The sequence below is a fragment of the Myxococcaceae bacterium JPH2 genome (assembly GCA_016458225.1).
Classification (GTDB): Bacteria; Myxococcota; Myxococcia; order Myxococcales; family Myxococcaceae; genus Citreicoccus.
Window position 1 is genome coordinate 26,680 of the sequence record JAEMGR010000015.1, and the last position, 16,043, is coordinate 42,722.

A 16,043-nucleotide genomic window follows, 5' to 3' on the forward strand; every position below is an offset into this window, starting at 1 on the left:
ATAGACGGGGCACATGGCACCGAACGACTCCGTCGACGAAGCCCTGCTCGCCCTCTTCCGCCACAACGGCATCACGTTCGAGTCCGCCGAGGACGCGTGGCAGCGGGCCGAGCCCCTCTTCCCCTTGCTGGGGTGGCTCGCGGCGCGCTTCCCCGAGGACGATGCCTTCGAGGTCTGCCTGGAGTGGCTGCGCCTGTGCGCGATGGAGGTCCCCGGCGCCAGCGAGGTTCCCGACCTCTTCGCCCAGGCCCGAGGCGGCGGCCCTCGCCAGGGGCACATCAGCGCGGGCGCCCTGGGGGACCTCGTCAACCGGAACATCCTCGACAAGAAGCCCGCGGTGGCCGCGTTCGCGGACGCGGCCGCGCAGCTCTGCGAGGTGTGGGCCGCGGTGAAGACAGGCGAAATGGACGAGGAGACCGACCCCTGGCGCCGCGCCCAGGCCGCGTCCCAGGCCATGGTGTCGTCGTGGCTGATGGCGCGCGACCTGGACGACGAGAATCGCGAGGAGCGGGCTCGGGCCCGGAGTGGGCTCGTGCGTCTGCTGCGCACGGCCCGAGGCTCCATCGCCAGTTGAGCGCGAGGGCCTACTCGCCCTCGTGTTGAACCTCGACGGGGCTGGTCATCCCGTTGGCATCCAACCGCACGCGGTACACGGCGTTGTGCCCGTCTCCGTTCGTGTCGATGCGCGCGACGCAGGAGACCTCGGGCTCCCCCACCGGGCTCTCCTGCACCGTCACTTCGTATTGGAAGTGCACGCTCGGCCCGGGGTTGAAGCCGATGCGCCGGAAGGCCTCGTCGTCGCTCGGGAAGGCCACCGCCTCGCCGTGCTGGGGCACCGGGCGAGGCAGGGGACCCGCCGTCACGTAGTTGCCGTGCTCGTCGCGGAACGCCTGCACCCCGTCGCACAAGGCCAGCACCTGCACGCGCGCCTCGTTCGCGAGCTGCTCGGGCGAGACGGAGGACGCGTGGCTCGCGAGGAAGCCCGCCACCGCGGCCACCAGGACGAGCCCCGCCAATCCGAAGACGACGAGGAGGCGCCGGCTCCGCGTGGAGGGAGGGGGCGCCGCGACGGGCTCCATCAGGCCCACTCCCGCGGCTGACGAAGAACCTCCACCAGCCGGGCCTCGGGGGTGCCGGGCTCCGGGTGGTAGTCGTAGAGCCAGCGCACCTGCGGCGGCAGCGACATGAGGATGGACTCGGTGCGCCCCTGCGTCTCCAGGCCGAAGATGGTGCCTCGGTCGTAGACGAGGTTGAACTCCACGTAGCGCCCGCGGCGGATCTCCTGCCAGTAGCGCTGCGCCTCCGTGAAGGGCGTGTCCTTGCGGCGCTCGGCGATGGTCAGGTACGCGGGCAGGAAGGCCTTGCCGCACTCCTGGACGAAGGCGAACTCCTTCTCCAGGTCGCCGCCCATGTTCTCGAAGAAGATGCCGCCCACGCCGCGCGCCTCGCCTCGGTGGCGCACGTGGAAGTACGCGTCGCAGGCCTGCTTGAAGCGCGGGTAGTAGGTGGCGTCGTGCGCGTCGCACGCGGCCTTGTGCACGCGGTGGAAGTGCGCCGCGTCCTCGTCCTGGAGGTAGTAGGGCGTCAGGTCCGCGCCGCCGCCGAACCACGCCTTGCCGCCCTGGTGGATGAAGCGGTAGTTGGCGTGCACCGTGGGCACATGCGGGTTGCGCGGGTGCAGCACCAGCGAGAGACCGCCGGCCCAGAAGGTGCGCCCCTCACCCTGGAGCCGCTTGGCGAAGGCCTCTTCCAGCTCGCCGTGCACCACGGAGATGTTGACGCCGCCCTTCTCAATCACGGCGCCGCCCTCCAGCACGCGGCTGCGTCCGCCACCACCACCCGGGCGAGTCCAAGCGTCCTCGCGGAAGCGACCCGGTCCATCCAGCCGCTCCAGCGCGCCGCAGATGTCGTCCTGCAGCGCGTGGATGAAGGCCGACATGCGCGTCTTCAGGCTCTCCACGTCCACCGTCATGCACGTCTCCCCATGCCAGTCGTGACGGGCGTGGATGCTACTGCTGGGCGGTCTGAGCGGAAGGGGCTTCAAAGTCCACGGAGGCCGTCCCAGGCGCTGGATTGCCCGCGGCGTCAAAGGCATCTACTCGCGCTCGGTAGCTGCGCCCATCTTCCAGCGCGAAGGCGCCACCGCAGGACTCGTGGCCGAGGAACGCGGCGTTGCCGTGCACCACGGGCAGCACGTAGGTCTGCGGCGCGATGCCCGCGCGGCGCGGCGTCAGCTTCACCACGAGGTAGGCGGGGCTCTCCTCGCGCAGGGCGAGGTTGAGCTTCACGAAGCGGGAGATGCCCTGGGCGGAGCGGCGGAAGAAGCCCTCCGACACCGCGGGCTTCTTCTGCCAGTACGGCGGACTCTTGTCCGGCCCCTTGCCCGTGAGCCACCCCGGAAGGCCCGAGCCTCGGCCGTTGAGCAGCGTGACATTGGGCAACACGCTGTCCAGGTGCATCTCGTAGCGCTTGCCGGGCTGAAGCGGCTCGGAGGACTGGAGGACGACGGTGACGCGGCCCAGGCTGCTCTCCCAGCCGCGCGTCACCTTCAGCTCCACCGAGTGCCCTGGCGCCGACAACCGCACGGTGCGCCCTGGCAGCGCCGACACCGGCGAGCGCGCGGTGCCCACGCCTTCCAAGAGGAAGCGCGTGTTGGTGGGGACGACGGCGCCCGGCGTGGGGAACAGCTGCACGCCGTCACCCAGACACTGGGCCGAGGCGGCCGGCGCGCACACGAGCGCGAGGAGGACAAGGAGAGCGCGAAGCACGGTGGACGCAGTCTGCGCCGCACCCCGGCTCCAGGCAAAGGGCCCGCGCGGGGGCACCGCGTCAATGCACCGGACCATCGTCCTCGCCCAGCACGATGGCGCCGAAGCGCGCCTCGTAGCGCTGGAGGTTGTCCTGCATGGCCAAGAGCAGGCGCTTCATGTGCTTGGGATTGGTGACGATGCGCGAGCGCACGCGCGCCTTGGCCTGCTGCGGCTGGACGAAGATGAAGTCCAGCACGAACTCGGTGTCGGTGTGGTTCACCAGCGCCATGTTGCAGTACTGGCCGTTGGCCACATCCTCATCGATTTGTATCTGCAACGGCATGTCCGGGGGCTTCGAAGTGTCCGCCATGTGTCAGGCGGCATAGCGCCTGCGCGAGGCCATGGCCAGTGTCATGGGGTGAGCGCGCCCGCCCGAGCCATGGACCCCGTCAAGACGGCCCCCTTCGACCTCGGGCGAGGCCCGGACGCGTGCCTGTTGTTGCACGGTTTCACCGGCAGCCCGTGGGACCTGCGGCCCCTGGGCGAGTCCCTGGCGACGCGGGGCCTGCGCGTGGTGGCGCCTCGGCTCCCCGGTCACGGCACCACGCCCGAGGCGCTGCTGGAGGTGACGCACCGGGACTGGCGCGACGCGGCGGATTCAGCGCTGGCCTCGCTGCACGGACACCGGCGCATCTTCGTGGGCGGGCTGTCCGTGGGCGCGTTGCTGGCGCTGGGGCTCGCGGCACGACACCCGGGGGTCGTGGCGGCCCTGGCCCTGGTGGCGCCCGCGGTGCGCTTCCGAGGCCCGCGCATGGCGGTCATCCGGCAGTTGGCGCGAACGCCGCTGCTCGCCTGGGCGAAGCCGTGGGCGGACAAGTCTGGCTCGGACATCTGCGACCCCGTGGCGCGCGAGGCAGCGCCTCACCTGCCCGCCTTCCCCGTGGCGCGCCTGCGCGATGTCTGCGCGCTGCAAGACAGTGTGGGGCCCGATGCCACGCGCGTGCGCTGTCCCGTGCTGGTGGCCGTGGCCGAGCAGGACCACGTGGTGGATCCGGAGGGTGGGCGCTGGTTGGCGCGGCGACTGACGGGCGCGCCCGAGGTGCGGTTCATCTCCTTCCGCGAGGGGTTCCACATCATCCCGCGCGACACCAGCGGCCCACGCCTGTCCGACGAGGTGGGCACGTTCCTGGATGCGTGGCGAGACGCGGGGCTCAGCCCTTGGAAGGAAGAGGCGGCGCCAGACGCGCCACCGCCGTGAGCAACTCCACCGCGTCCAGCGGCTTGGCCACGAACGCGCTGAAGCCCGCGCGCAGCGCACGGTCGCGGTCCTCGCGCCGCGCCAACGCGGTGATGGCCAGCGCGGGCACGCCTCCGCCCGAATCCCAGGGCAGCTCGCGCAGGCGATACAGCAGCGCGTAGCCGTCATCTCCGGGCAATCCCACGTCCGTCACCAGCACCGTGGGGGGCGAGCGCCGCACGTGCTCCAGGGCTTCGTGCACGCTGGAGGCGAGCTGCACCTGCGCGCCCACCCGGGTGAGCAACGCAGCCATGAGTTCGCGCGCGTCCGACTCATCGTCCACCACCAGCACGCGCAGCCCTTCCAGCTCCGGGAACGGCGGCAGCACCAGGTCCGCCACCCCCTGCGCACCGCGACTGATGCCCGTGCGCGCCTGCGGCAGCCACACGCTGAAGGCAGTGCCCTGCCCCTGGCCCTCGCTCGACACCGTCACGGTGCCGCCGTGCAGCTCCACCAGGTGACGCACGATGGACAGCCCCAGGCCCAGTCCACCGTGGCGACGACTGACGCCCGTGTCCGCCTGGCGGAAGCGCTCGAAGAGGAAGGGCATGAAGTCCGGCGGAATGCCCTCGCCGTTGTCGCGCACCACCACTTCAACGCCACTCTCGCGGCGGCGGGCGGACACCTCCACGCGCCCACCCGCGGGCGTGAACTTGATGGCGTTGGCGAGCAGGTTCCACACCACCTGCTGGAGACGATCCGGGTCGCCCCACATGGGCACGCCGTCCACGTCCACCAGCGATACCAGCTCCAGCTCTCGCGCGGCGGCGGCCGGGCGCACCGCGTCCAGCGCGGCCTCCACCACGTGCGCCATCTCCAGCGGCCCCATCTCCAGGCGCAGCCGCCCGCTGGCGATGCGGCTGATGTCCAGCAGGTCCTCGATGAGCTGGCGCTGCGCTCGCGCGTTTCGCTCGATGGCCTCCAATGCGCGCGGCAGCTTCTCGTCCGTCAGCCTCCCCTGCCGCATCATCTGCGCCCAGCCGAGGATGGAGGTCAGCGGCGTGCGCAGCTCGTGGGACACCATGGCGAGGAACTCGTCCTTGGCGCGGCTGGCGGCCTCGGCGGCGGCTCGGGCGGCGCGCTCCTCGTCGTAGAGGCGCGCTCGGTCCAATGCCTGGGCACACTGACGGCCCACCGTCATGAGGAAGGCGCGCTCGGACGCATCGAAGACGCGCGCATCCGAGAAGCCCAAGCCCAACACGCCGAACGAGCGTCCCCCACTCAGCAGCGGAATGGCGGCCCACGCGCCCGCGGCGCCCTGCTGCGCGACCGCGGCCACCAGCGGATAGCGCGCGACCATCTCCTCCTGAGAGCCCAGCACCACCAGGTCTCCGGTGCGCGCCGCGTCCGTCATGGGCAGCTTGTCGTGGGCGGAGATGCGCCGCCATCCCTCCAGGCTTCCGGCGGGATAGCCATGGGAGGCGGCCAGCTCGAACGCATCGCCCGCGACGGGCACCACCACCAGGCCCGCGACAGCGCCCAGCGCCAGGGCCCCATCGCGCGCGGCCACCTCCGCCACCTGCCCCGGCGTGAGGGACTCGGAGAGGGCGGCCGTCATCGCTTGGAGTCGCTCGGTGCGCCACGATGCGGTGGCCCACGCGGCGCGGCGCGTGTGGACCAACTCCGTCACGTCCACCGCGAAGGCCAGCACGCCCTCCACCTGTCCGTGGGAATCGCGGCGCGGCAGGAGCGACAGGTTGAAGAACAGCTCTTCATCCTCGGGGCACAGGCGCGCGGAGGCCTCACGCAGGTGCAGCGGTTGGCCCGTGGCGAAGACGCGGTCCCAGGCCTCGTACCAACCCTGCCCCTCCAGTTGCGGGCAGGCCTCGCGCAGCGTCACGCCGGGCGCGGCGCCTCGCGAGAGGAACGCCAGCCGCGTGTCGCTGAGAAATTCGATGAGGTGCGTGGGGCCTCGATGCAACGCGAAGAAGGCAGGCAGCTGCGCGAGCAGCTCCTGGATGCGTTCGCGCTCATCGACTGGCGACTGCCGCCGCCCGCCCTGGGCATCGTCCACGCGTCCCTCCCGGTGCGGAGGCCTTCCCCTCCGCCATTAAACGCGGAGTGCACCGTGCCTGCACAAAAAGCACCCCTGGAAGGCAACTGACTGTCGGCGGATGGGCTCTTTCCTCCAACTCGCGTCCGGAAACGGGCACCGTCCTCAGGCGACGACGGGCGGTGCATCGGCTATGTCGTGAGCCCGGTATGACCTCTCCTTCCGAGCCCGCACCCCTCGTCGAGCTGCGTGACGTCACCAAGTCCTATGAGGAGGGTGACTCCGTAAGAGAGGTCCTCGCGGGCGCGTCGCTCCACCTGAGACGTGGTGAGTTCGTGGTGCTGCTCGGTCGCAGCGGCTCGGGCAAGTCGACGCTGCTCAACCTCATCAGCGGAATCGACCTGCCCACGCGCGGCGAGGTGCGCGTGGAGGGCCGCGACCTGGGACGGATGAGCGAGCGCGAGCGCACGCTGCTCCGCCGCGAGCGCATGGGCTTCATCTTCCAGGCCTTCAACCTGCTGCCGACGCTGACGGTTGAGGAGAACGTGCGCCTGCCGCTGGAGCTCACCGGACGCACCGGCGCGTCCGCCCACGAGCGGGCCAAGACGCTGCTGGAGCACGTGGGGCTGGCGGGCCGCGCGGACAGCTTTCCCGATCGACTGTCCGGCGGTGAGCAACAGCGCGTGGCCGTGGCCCGAGCCCTGGCGCACGCGCCGCCGCTGCTCTTGGCGGACGAGCCCACCGGCAACCTCGACGAGACCACCGGCAAGCGCGTGCTCGACCTGCTGGAAGGACTGACGCGCGAGGGGCAAGCCTGCGCGCTCGTCGTGACGCATGAGCCCGGGCTGGTGGCGCGCGCGGACCGGGTGCTGACGATGGAGGCGGGACGTCTGGTCGAGCGACCGGGCGGCGCGCGGCGGGAGCAGCCATGAAGGCCCTGCTGCGGCGCGCGAGCCTGCGCCACCTGGCCAAGCATCCGTGGCTCACGGCGCTGTCGCTCTTGGGCATCGCGCTGGGCGTGGCCGTGGTGGTGTCCATCGACCTGGCGAGCGGCAGCGCGCTGAGCGCCTTCGAGCGCTCGACGGACCTGGTGGCGGGGCGAGCCACGCACCAGCTCGTGGGAGGCACGTCCGGGCTCCCCGAGAGCGTGTACACCGCGCTGCGCCTGCGCGCGGATGCGCCACTCGCCGCGCCCGTCGTCGAGGGCACCGTGCAGGCGGACCTGGGTGACCGCCGCGCGCTCACCGTGTTGGGCGTGGACCCTTTCGCGGAGGCTCCCTTCCGAGACTTCGCCAGCGGCGGCGCGGTGGGCAACGTGACCGCGCTCCTGACCCGACCCGGCGCGGTGCTGCTGGGCGAGCGCGCCGCGCGGGCGCTCGGCCTGAGCGCGGGCGACACGCTGCCGGTGACGGTGGCGGGCACGCGCCGAGACCTGCACGTGGTGGCGCTGCTGACGCCGCGAGACGAGCGCGCGGCGCGGGCGCTGGAGTCGCTCGTGCTGATGGATGTGTCCTCCGCGCAGGAGCTGCTCGGTCAGGTGGGCCGGCTGACGCGCATCGACCTGCGGCTGACGGACGGCGAGGCCGAGGCCCAGCGCCTGACGGCCACGCTGCCTCCAGGCGTGGAGCTGACACGGCCCTCGGCGCGCGCGGGCACGGTGGAGCAGATGACACGCGCGTTCCGCACCAACCTCACCGCGCTGTCCCTGCTGGCGCTCGTGGTGGGGATGTTCCTCATCTACAACACGATGACGTTCTCGGTGGTGCAGCGGCGCGGACAGCTCGGACGGCTGCGCGCCATGGGCCTCACGCGCGGCGAGCTGTTCGCGATGGTGCTGGGTGAGGCCTCCGTGCTCGCGCTGGTGGGCACCACGGCCGGCATGTTGATGGGCGTGCTGATGGCGCGAGGGCTGCTGGGGCTCGTCACGCAGACCATCAACGACCTGTACTTCGTGGTCGACGCGCGTCGGCTGGCGCTCACGCCCTTCACGCTGGGGAAGGGGCTGGCCTTGGGCCTGGGCGCCACCCTGGCGGCGGCGCTGGTGCCCGCGTGGGAAGCGGCGCGCTCGACGCCCGTGACGACGATGCGGCGCTCCACGTTGGAGGACACCTCACGCCGACGCGCGCCGGGGCTCGCGCTGCTGGGGCTGGGCGTGCTGGCCGTGGGCGTGGGGCTGCTCGCGTGGCCCACGCAGGCGCTGACTCCGGCCTATGCCGGCCTGTTCGCGGTGTTGCTCGGCGCGTCGTTGGAAGTGCCCTGGGTGACGGAGAAGCTGACAGCGGGCGCGGCGCGGCCGCTCGGGGCCCTCTTCGGTCCGCTGGGGCGCATGGCGGCGCGCGGGGTGACGGCGAGCCTGTCGCGCACCGCGGTGGCGCTCGCGGCGCTGATGGTGGCGGTGGCCACCACGGTGGGCGTGGGCCTGATGGTGTCCAGCTTCCGAGGCACGGTGGAGTCGTGGCTGGAGGCCTCGCTGCAAGCCGATGTGTTCATCTCGCCGCCGTCACTGGTCGCCCGACGCGGGGACGCCACGCTGTTGCCTGGATTGGCCGAGCAGGTGCGCGCGACGCCCGGCGTCGAGACGAGCAGCAGCATCCGCGTGACGCAGGTGCGCGCCCAAGGCGTGCCCACGGACCTGATGGCCATCGACTTCGCCAAGGGGCATCGGCCCTATCGCCTCAAGGAAGGAGACGCGGAGCGGGTGTGGCGCGAGCTGGATGCATCTCCCGACGCCCTGCTCGTCTCCGAGCCCTTCGGCTTCCACCGCGACGTGCACCTGGGTGACACGGTGACGTTGGCCACGGACCGAGGGCCGCATGCCTTCCACGTGGTGGGGGTGTACTTCGACTATGGCTCGGACGTGGGGACGCTGCTGATGCCCCGCGCCACCTATACGCGGTGGTTCGATGACCGAGGCGTCAGCGGCGTCGCGCTCTACGCGCAGCCGGGCCAGGACGTGGACGCGCTGGTGTCACGCGTTCGCGAGCGCGCGGCGGGCACCCAGGCGCTCCAGGTGCGCGCCAATCGGGTGCTGCGGCAGACCTCCATGGAGGTGTTCGACCGGACCTTCACCATCACCCAGGTGCTGCGGCTGCTCGCCATCGCCGTCGCCTTCGTCGGCGTGCTGAGCGCGCTCATGGCGCTGCAACTGGAGCGCGCGCGCGAGTACGCGGTGCTGCGCGCCATGGGGCTCACGCCTGGGCAGCTCTGGGGCATGGTGTCGTTGCAAACGGGGCTGATGGGCTTGTTGGCGGGACTGTTCTCCGTGCCGCTGGGAGGCGCGCTGGCGTACGTGCTGGTGCACGTCATCAATCAGCGCTCCTTCGGGTGGACGCTGCGGCTCACGGTTTCTCCAGGTGTGCTGTGGCAAGCGGTGCTGCTCGCGCTGGTGGCGGCGGCGCTGGCGGGCCTGTACCCGGCCTGGAAGATGGCGCGGGCGCGACCCGCGCTGGCGCTGCGAGAGGAGTAACGGGTGAGCCAGGGACGCGGACTCGTCATCGGGACGGCGGTGGTGCTGGCGGGGCTCGCGGTGGCGGTGGTCCTCGTCACGCGCGAGCCGGATGTCGCGGAGACAGCGCGCCCGCGCGCGCTCACCGTGGCGGGTGTCCTGGGTGGAACGGATGGGGGCGCGGACGACTTCGCGCGGGCGCTCGAACCCCGGCCCTTCCACTTTCCCGAGGACCACGGTCCCCACCCCGAGTACCGCGCCGAGTGGTGGTACTGGACCGGAAATCTGGAGACCGCCGACGGGCGCGCGTTCGGCTATCAGTTCACCCTCTTCCGCAGCGCGCTCGCGGCCCAGGCCCCCGCACGAGACTCCGCCTGGGGCTCGCGGCAGGTGTTCATGGGGCACTTCACGCTGACGGACGTGAGCGCGGGCCGCTTCCACGCCGCCGAGCGTTTCAGCCGAGAGGCCGTGGGGCTGGCCGGCGCCACCGCGAGCCCGTTCCATGTCTGGCTTCAGGACTGGGAGGTCCGTGGCGCGAGCGACGCGGAGCCGTGGCCCATGCACCTGCGCGCCCAAGCGGACGGCGTGTCCCTGGCGCTGACCTTGGAGCCGGGCAAGGCCGCGGTGGCGCAAGGAGACCGGGGACTCAGCCAGAAGGGTCCCGAGAAAGGCAACGCCTCGTACTACTACTCGTTTCCGCGCATGCCCTCGCGGGGCACCGTGACGGTGGGGAGCGAGTCGTTCACCGTGACGGGCGACAGTTGGATGGATCGCGAGTGGAGCACCAGCGCGCTCGGTACCGGGCAGGTGGGCTGGGACTGGTTCTCGCTCCAGTTCTCCGACGGGAGCGAGCTGATGGAGTACCAGCTCCGGCGCGAGGACGGCACGGCGGATCCATTCAGCTCGGGCTTGTGGATACCGCCCACGGGCGAGCCGATGCGGCTCACGCGCGAGGACGTGAAGCTCGACGTGCTGGACACGTGGCGCAGTCCACGCGGCGCCACGTATCCGTCGCGTTGGCGCGTGCAGGTGCCCAAGCTCCGCCTCGACATGACGGTGACGCCAAAGGTGGCCGACCAGGAGCTGGTGTTGAGCTTCCGCTACTGGGAGGGCGCCGTGTCGCTGGAGGGGACGCGCGAGGGCCAGCCCGTGAAGGGGCACGGCTACGTGGAACTCACCGGCTACGCGGACGCGCGCGTGCCTGGTGACACCGCGTCGCGATGATCCACGGAGCGAGCCCCTGCCTCACGGCGAGGACTTCTCCAGCAGGAACGAGTCCTGCGCCTCCACGCCGGGGATGGCCACCTGCCGCGAGGCGCGCACGGCCTCCGGTCCACGGGCATGCAGCGCTCGCAGCGCGGGCTCCACATCCGAGAGCGCCAGGGGCGCGCGGGAGAACAACGCCCAGATGCGCTCCGGCCCCTGGGCCGCGTCGAGCACGATGGCGCCGGGCAGCTCCACCGGATCCGCCATGTGGCCCCGATGGGGCAGCTCCGCGCTCAGCTCGCCCTGCGCGGGGTAGTAGACGCTCACCGCGCCCGCGCCATCCAGGGAGACGAGGAGCACGTAGGGCAACCCACCGGACGACACGAGGCTGAAGCGCAGCGCGTCTCCCGCGGACAGCCGCACCCCGTCCTTCACCGCGTCCACCTGCGCGCCCCGCTTCGCGTACACACGCAACACCGCGCCGCCCTTGATGCCATACGCATCCGAAGGCTCGCCCTCCAACGGGCCGCGGAACACGAGCGCGGCCACGGAGGCGACGGCGACAAGCGCCGCGGGCGCCAACAACCACCTCCAGCTCCGGACGACGCGCGCCTCTCCGCGCTCGCGCACCGCCGGCAAGGTGCGACGCAGCACCTCCGTGTCGAAGCGCTGGTGCGCGGCCTGAAGCGAGGCGAGCGCGGCGGCGCACTCGGCACACGCGGCGAGGTGCGCCTCGGCGTGCGCGGCGAGCTCGGGCGTCAGCGCCCGCAAGACATGTGCATCCAGGTCGAGCTGCGACAGGTGGCTCATGTGAGGTCCTTTCGCGAGAAGCGCTCGACGCGCTCGTGGAAGTCCGCCAACCGGTTGACCACGGTACGCCGCGAGACATCGAGCGTACGCGCCACCTCGCCCTGGTCGAGACCGTCCACGTAGTGAAGCCAGACAATGGCGCGCAGCTTCTCGGGCAGCCGCGCCATCAACCTCACCGCGAAGTCGCGCTCCAGCAGCGCGCGCTCCACGTTGATGCCGGTGGGCAGGTCGGGCAGCTCGGCGAGGGGCTCGGGGCGGAGCCGCGCGTCGCGGAGCTGGTTGAGACAGTAATGCGTGGCGACCCGGTAGATGTACCGCAGGCCGGTGCGCGTATCAGGCGCCTTCTCCAGCTGACGCAGCACGCGCATGAAGGTCTCCTGCGTGGCGTCCTCGGCCGCGGCGCCATCCCCCAGCACCCGTTGGCACCGGGCGTAGATGGACGGGCCGTAGAGGCGATAGAGCTGGGCGACTCGGTCTGCGGTCATACCCACGGGGGAGGAGAACGCCGGGCTCCCCAGCGGCACTGCCGCGAGGCGCTCCCGCCGCTCGAAAGAAGCGCGCGTGTTACTACGCGGCTTCGGACGCGGGCAACCGCGCGGAGGCCCTCCCGGTGCTACAACCCGGCCCTCGGGGAGGACCACACCGCCATGGACGTGCTCGTCACCGGGGCCACCGGCCTCATTGGAAACGCCATCGCCCACCGGCTCGCCGCGCGAGGAGACCGGGTGCGCGCGCTCGTGAGGGACCCGGTGAAGGCCGCGCGGCTGCTGCCTGGCGACGTGGAGCTGGTGCGCGGTGACATCACCGAGCCCACCTCGCTGCCCTCGGCCCTGCGGGGCGTGGAGTGTGTCTTCCACGCGGCGGGCATGCCCGAGCAGTGGCTGCGCGACGAGCGCCTCTTCGACCAGGTCAACCGACAGGGCACGGTCCACGTGCTCCAAGCCGCGCTCGACGCTGGCGTGCGTCGCGTCGTCTACACGTCCACCATGGACGTGTTCGCCGCCCCGCGCGGTGGCGTCGTCGTGGAGACGAACCTCGACACCGCGCCCAAGCCCACCGCCTACGAGCGCTCCAAGCAGGCCGCGGAGCGCGAGGCCGAGGTGATTCGCCAGCGCGGACTCGACGTCGTCTACGTCAACCCGGCCGCGGTCTACGGCCCCAGCCCGGTCCACGTCGCCATCAACTCGCTGTTCCTCCAGGTCCTCAACCGACAGGCGCCGGTGCTGCCTCCGGGCGGCGTGTCCGTGGTCTACGTGGACGGCGTCACCGACGTGCACCTCGCCGCGGCGGAGCGGGGCGTGAACGGCGAGCGCTACCTCGTGGCCGACACGCACGTGAGCCCCGCGGCGTTCGCCGAGGCCATCCTCCAGGCCGCGGGCACCGGACGCCGTCCTCCGCCCACCGCGCCCGCGTTCCTCTTGCATGCGCTCGCGGGCATCTCGGCGCCGCTCGCGCGAGGCTTCGGCTTCACGCCGCTCATCGCGCCAGGACAGCTCTCGTTCCTGCTCTGGGATGCGCACGTGGACGCCAGCAAGGCCCGCCGCGAGCTGGGCTTCCAGCCCACGTCGCTCACCGAAGGCGTGGCCCGCACCGTCGCCTTCCTGCGCCAGGAAGGGCTCGTGCCCGCGCGCTGAACGTCCTCACACCGGGAGTCCCGCCCGGCGGTGGCTTGGAGTAGGTTCACCGCATGGCGAAGGCAAAGCACCACGTCCTGGCCCTGGACCAGGGCACCACCGGAACGCATGTCTCCATCCTCGACAAGCAGTTGCGCGTCGTGGGTCGCTCATACAAGGAATTCACCCAGCACTTCCCCAAGCCCTCTTGGGTGGAGCACGACCTGGATGAAATCTGGGCGACGAGCGAGTGGTGCATCGCGAAGGCGCTGAAGGACGCGGGCCTGACGGGACGGGACATCGCCGCGGTGGGCATCACCAACCAGCGCGAGACGACGGGCCTGTGGATGCGCGACAGCGGCAAGCCCCTGGGCCGCGCCATCGTCTGGCAGGACCGCCGCACCGCCGACATCTGCCAGGCGCTCAAGGCCAAGGGCGTGGAGCCGCGCGTGCGCGAGGTGACGGGGCTGGTGCTGGACCCGTACTTCTCCGGAACGAAGCTCACGTGGATGTTCGAGCACATCAAGGGCGCGCGCGCCCGCGCCGAGAAGGGCGACGTGGCCTTCGGCACCATCGACACGTGGCTCGTCTACAAGCTCACCGGCGGCAAGGCCCACGTGACGGACGTGTCCAACGCCAGCCGCACGCTGTTGATGGACCTGCGCTCGCTCACCTGGGATGACGAACTGCGCTCGCTGCTCGGGGTGCCCGCCGCGTGCTTGCCGAGCATCCGCGCCTCGGCCGAGGTGTATGGCACCACGCGCGGCATGCGGAGCCTGCCGGACGGCGTGCCGGTGGCGGGCATGGCGGGCGACCAGCAGGCGGCCCTCTTCGGACAAGCCTGCTTCGAGCCCGGCGAGTCCAAGTGCACGTACGGCACCGGCGCCTTCCTGTTGATGAACACGGGCACGCAGCCGGTGCGCTCCACCGCGGGCCTCATCACCACCGTGGCGTGGAAGCTGGGCAACACCACGCACTACGCGCTGGAGGGCAGCTCGTTCATCGCGGGCGCCGCCGTGCAGTGGCTGCGCGATGGCCTGCGCGTCATCAAGAAGGCCCCGGACGTGGAGGCGCTCGCGGCCAGCGTGAAGGACACGGGGGACGTGGTGTTCGTCCCCGCGCTGGCGGGTCTGGGCGCGCCGCACTGGCGGCCCGAGGCGCGAGGGCTCTTCGCCGGCATCGACCGCTCCACCACGGTGGCGCATCTGGCGCGCGCGACGTTGGAAGGCGTGGCGCTCCAGATTCATGACCTGGCGGACGCCATGCGGCGCGACAGCGGCCGGGACATCCCCGTGCTGAAGGCGGACGGCGGCGCGGCGGCCAACAACCTGCTCATGCAGTACCAGGCGGACGTGCTCGGCACGCCGGTGGTGCGCCCGCGCAACCTGGAGACCACGAGCCTGGGCGCGGCGTTCCTCGGCGGACTGGGCGCGGGGGTCTGGGACAGCCCGGACGCCATCCGCCGCGCGTGGAAGGCGGACAAGACCTTCAAGCCGAAGATGAAGGCCGCGCAGCGTGAGCAGCATCTGAGCAAGTGGCGCAAGGCGGTGGAGCGCGCATGAAGCGCCTTGGCTGGGCGCGCCTCGCCGCGCTGACGCTGCTGGCCCTCTCCGCCTGCGAATGCAGCACGGGCCCCGACCCCTCCGACCCATGCTTCTTCGGGTTGCCCCCCGGCCCGCCGGCGCACTCGCCCCTGGTCCGCACGGGACGCGAGACCACCTTCATCGTCCAGGCAACGCTCTCCGCCGACTGCGGGTCCGACCGAGCTCCGCAGTCCCCCGAGTCCGTGGAGATCCAGGTGTATGGGCCGGACAACCAACCCGTCCCCGCCACGGCCAAGCTGATCATCCCCAGCCCTGACGCGGAGGTCTCCTTCGTCCCGCCCAAGCCCGGGCACTACCACGTCATCATCCGGTTCGCGCCCGTGGGCGGAGTGCTGCAACAAGACGTGCTCGCGATGGCGGATCGCTCACAGGTCAATCCCGTGGCGAGCCTCAGCGAGACGGATGCGTGCAACACCGTCGCCCAAACCACCCAGGGCACCTGGCTCTGCGACGGGCTCGCGCTGCGGGGGACCCGCACGGATCAACGGCTGGGCAACGACCTGCGCGTGTCCGTCTCCGGTGACGTGGTCTGGACGGTGGATGACCGCCAGGTGAAGCGCTACGTGGACACGGGCACGGAGCTGAAGCTCACCGGCACGCTGGCCCTGATGCTGGGACCGGACACGATGCAGCTCGCGAGCGAGGACGAACTGCTGGTGCTCGTCTCCACCAACCTCTCCCGCATCACCTTCACGGAGTCGCAGGGCCTGGTGCAGACCTCCACCACGCGCTGGCAGGACCCCATCGAGACCCCTCCCCCGGGGGCCCCAGCCGGAGTGCTCCTGCTGCGCGCAGGCCACGACCAGCTCCTCGCATTGGGCCCGTCGCGGAATCCGAACCAGGGCACGCAGACCGTGCTCGCGTGTGAGTTCCAGCGGAGCACCGGGGACAACTGGTCCCGCTCGGTGCGTCCATGCCAGAGCTTCGGCGGGATGGTGGTGGGCTTCGAGGAGGGCGCGGTGTGGCTGCGCGATGCGGTGCCGGACTCGTCCGGCTCGGCCTTCCCCCTGCGCCGGTTGGAGGCTCGCGCGGGGCAGCTCGTAGAGGTGGCCTCCATCGCATTGCCCTTCGCGCTCTCGTTAGACCCGGCCCTCATGAAGAACGGGCCCGTCTCGCCCATCATCGACGACACGTCGTCTTCCAGGCCCACGCAGACGGCGGTGGTCCGTTGGGATGCAACGCGCACGGAACTTTCGCTGGAGGCACTCCCCGACCTGCGCACGGAGTCCGTGCACGCCAATGCGCGCTGGGTGTGGGGCCTCGACACGCTCGGCAGACGCGATACGTGGGTGTACTCGCGGGACACGCTCCCCTAAAAAGCGCCC

General features: G+C 71.4%; 15 protein-coding genes. 8 read left to right on the forward strand and 7 right to left on the reverse strand.

Going from position 1 to position 16,043, the window contains the following annotated elements; genetic code table 11:
• Positions 1-13: 13 nt before the first annotated feature.
• The gene (locus JGU66_22130) at positions 14-574 is read left to right on the forward strand and encodes a hypothetical protein (GenBank protein MBJ6763475.1); all 561 of its coding nucleotides are present in this window, start codon (positions 14-16) and stop codon (positions 572-574) included.
• A gap of 10 nt (positions 575-584) precedes the next feature.
• Here the strand turns inward: JGU66_22130 and JGU66_22135 are convergent, their stop codons facing one another.
• The 4 genes from JGU66_22135 to JGU66_22150 form a co-directional block, all read right to left on the reverse strand.
• Positions 585-1,079, reverse strand: a complete 495-nt coding sequence (locus tag JGU66_22135; protein MBJ6763476.1) for a hypothetical protein — start codon at positions 1,077-1,079, stop codon at positions 585-587.
• Positions 1,079-1,972 carry an oxygen-dependent coproporphyrinogen oxidase gene (hemF, locus tag JGU66_22140; GenBank protein ID MBJ6763477.1) on the reverse strand — a complete coding sequence of 298 codons (894 nt, stop codon included), beginning with the start codon at positions 1,970-1,972 and terminating at the stop codon, positions 1,079-1,081. Before hemF ends, JGU66_22135 begins: the two co-directional genes overlap by 1 nt.
• Positions 1,973-2,009: 37 nt before the next feature.
• On the reverse strand, positions 2,010-2,768 hold the full coding sequence (locus JGU66_22145) for a hypothetical protein (protein MBJ6763478.1): 759 nt from the start codon (positions 2,766-2,768) through the stop codon (positions 2,010-2,012).
• A gap of 61 nt (positions 2,769-2,829) precedes the next feature.
• The gene (locus tag JGU66_22150; GenBank protein ID MBJ6763479.1) at positions 2,830-3,120 is read right to left on the reverse strand and encodes a DUF3467 domain-containing protein; all 291 of its coding nucleotides are present in this window, start codon (positions 3,118-3,120) and stop codon (positions 2,830-2,832) included.
• 69 nt (positions 3,121-3,189) lie between these two features.
• Here JGU66_22150 and JGU66_22155 point away from each other — a divergent pair, with 69 nt between their 5' ends.
• Positions 3,190-4,008 carry an alpha/beta fold hydrolase gene (locus JGU66_22155; protein MBJ6763480.1) on the forward strand — a complete coding sequence of 273 codons (819 nt, stop codon included), beginning with the start codon at positions 3,190-3,192 and terminating at the stop codon, positions 4,006-4,008.
• On the opposite strand, the gene JGU66_22160 is transcribed toward JGU66_22155, so the two are convergent.
• Positions 3,962-6,061 carry a response regulator gene (locus JGU66_22160; protein MBJ6763481.1) on the reverse strand — a complete coding sequence of 700 codons (2,100 nt, stop codon included), beginning with the start codon at positions 6,059-6,061 and terminating at the stop codon, positions 3,962-3,964. The genes JGU66_22155 and JGU66_22160 overlap by 47 nt on opposite strands.
• Positions 6,062-6,249: 188 nt before the next feature.
• Here JGU66_22160 and JGU66_22165 point away from each other — a divergent pair, with 188 nt between their 5' ends.
• The 3 genes from JGU66_22165 to JGU66_22175 are packed head-to-tail and all read left to right on the forward strand — an operon-like array spanning position 6,250 to position 10,709.
• Positions 6,250-6,972, forward strand: a complete 723-nt coding sequence (locus JGU66_22165; protein MBJ6763482.1) for an ABC transporter ATP-binding protein — start codon at positions 6,250-6,252, stop codon at positions 6,970-6,972.
• Complete coding sequence (locus JGU66_22170; protein ID MBJ6763483.1) at positions 6,969-9,506, forward strand: ABC transporter permease; 2,538 nt, start codon at positions 6,969-6,971, stop codon at positions 9,504-9,506. The genes JGU66_22165 and JGU66_22170 overlap by 4 nt, the downstream gene beginning before the upstream one ends.
• A 3-nt stretch (positions 9,507-9,509) precedes the next feature.
• Complete coding sequence (locus JGU66_22175; protein ID MBJ6763484.1) at positions 9,510-10,709, forward strand: carotenoid 1,2-hydratase; 1,200 nt, start codon at positions 9,510-9,512, stop codon at positions 10,707-10,709.
• Between the two features lie 21 nt (positions 10,710-10,730).
• On the opposite strand, the gene JGU66_22180 is transcribed toward JGU66_22175, so the two are convergent.
• A complete protein-coding gene (locus JGU66_22180; protein MBJ6763485.1) occupies positions 10,731-11,501 on the reverse strand; it encodes a hypothetical protein in 771 nt (256 codons plus the stop codon).
• Positions 11,498-11,986 (reverse strand): sigma-70 family RNA polymerase sigma factor, encoded by a 489-nt coding sequence (locus JGU66_22185; protein MBJ6763486.1) that lies wholly within the window; start codon positions 11,984-11,986, stop codon positions 11,498-11,500. Before JGU66_22185 ends, JGU66_22180 begins: the two co-directional genes overlap by 4 nt.
• 162 nt (positions 11,987-12,148) lie before the next feature.
• Here JGU66_22185 and JGU66_22190 point away from each other — a divergent pair, with 162 nt between their 5' ends.
• The 3 genes from JGU66_22190 to JGU66_22200 are packed head-to-tail and all read left to right on the forward strand — an operon-like array spanning position 12,149 to position 16,034.
• Positions 12,149-13,135, forward strand: a complete 987-nt coding sequence (locus JGU66_22190; protein MBJ6763487.1) for an NAD-dependent epimerase/dehydratase family protein — start codon at positions 12,149-12,151, stop codon at positions 13,133-13,135.
• 53 nt (positions 13,136-13,188) lie between these two features.
• Positions 13,189-14,676, forward strand: a complete 1,488-nt coding sequence (gene glpK, locus JGU66_22195) for a glycerol kinase GlpK (GenBank protein ID MBJ6763488.1) — start codon at positions 13,189-13,191, stop codon at positions 14,674-14,676.
• Entirely contained in the window at positions 14,673-16,034 is a 1,362-nt protein-coding gene (locus tag JGU66_22200) for a hypothetical protein (protein ID MBJ6763489.1), read from the forward strand. The genes glpK and JGU66_22200 overlap by 4 nt, the downstream gene beginning before the upstream one ends.
• Positions 16,035-16,043 lie beyond the last annotated feature (9 nt).